2 protein-coding genes are annotated in these 1,060 nt (G+C 61.5%); one reads left to right on the forward strand and one right to left on the reverse strand.

Features of this window, described 5'->3' with window-relative positions; all coding sequences use genetic code 11:
• A partial coding sequence (locus V7756_RS18840) for a TOBE domain-containing protein (RefSeq protein ID WP_335611741.1) occupies positions 1-478 on the forward strand: 478 nt, incomplete at its 5' end.
• Between the two features lie 368 nt (positions 479-846).
• Here V7756_RS18840 and V7756_RS18845 read toward each other — a convergent pair.
• Positions 847-1,060 (reverse strand): hypothetical protein (locus V7756_RS18845; RefSeq protein WP_335611742.1); only part of this gene is annotated, 214 nt, incomplete at its 5' end.

Genomic DNA, 1,060 nt, shown 5'->3' on the forward strand with positions numbered 1-1,060 from the left:
CCGGCTGCAACAGTGGGATACCCCCTACAATCTATACCACGAGCCAGCTACACCTTTTGTCGCCAGTTTTATTGGTCAGGGTTACTTCATCCGCGGTCAGTTGATGTCGCCGGATACGGTACAAACCGAGCTGGGTCTGATTCGCGGCAACCGCGCGTATCTGTTGCCGGTTGGCAGCGCCGTCGATGTACTGCTGAGACCCGATGACGTCGTAAGCTCGGCCAATAGCGCCCTGCAGGCCAGGGTGGCCGGCAAGACTTTCCTCGGCGCCAATATTCTTTACAGCCTCCAGCTACCCACCGGCAGCGCGCTTGAAGCGCTGTTTCCCAGTCATGCCGACCACCAGATTGGCGAGCAGGTGGGGATTGGCGTCGCGGCTGAGCACCTGGTGGTGTTTGCTGCGCAGGGCAGCGTCAATCTGCATGCGCAGTTGCCGCTGGAGCAGGTTCTGGACGCGCCGGATAGCACCGCTAACTAGCCCGTAGCGTGGGTAACGCAGGCAAGCAACTGCTTACCTGGGAAGGACGAGTTCCACCTCGTCCAGCGGCGCAGCCGCCAATTTCGGTGATCAAGCCGGTGCTCGGCCTTCACAGAAACAAGGCAGCTACCCTTTCAGTGAGTATCACCACCCCTCGCGCCAAGTCAGGTTCCGCGGCCGGGATGGAACCCGGCCATCCCAGGGAAACCCCTACCAGACGGGACTCTTGCGCGAGAACCCGCAGCCACGCAGTTGCCCACCCGGGAAGGACGAGTTCCATCTCGTCCAGCGGCGCAGCCGCCGTAGGGTGGGTAACGCCGCAGGCTTACCCACCAGGGTGACGCGGCGGAAAACTCCGGCTTTCCGCTCTACTCCTGCTTTGCCGGGCCATACAAGGCGCGGCTGGCGATGTTGTGAATCACGCGCGACAGGCGGTAATCAGTATTCTGCATCATGCCCAGCACTATAGTTTCGTTGGTGGGGTCGATCCACGCCCAGGCGCCCTGGATGCCCCACCACCAATAGGTACCCTCAGGCAGATAACCCGCCGCTTCCGAATCATTGACCACCGCCACGTTCAGG

This window comes from Halopseudomonas sp., assembly GCF_036961105.1.
Taxonomy (GTDB): domain Bacteria; phylum Pseudomonadota; class Gammaproteobacteria; order Pseudomonadales; family Pseudomonadaceae; genus Halopseudomonas.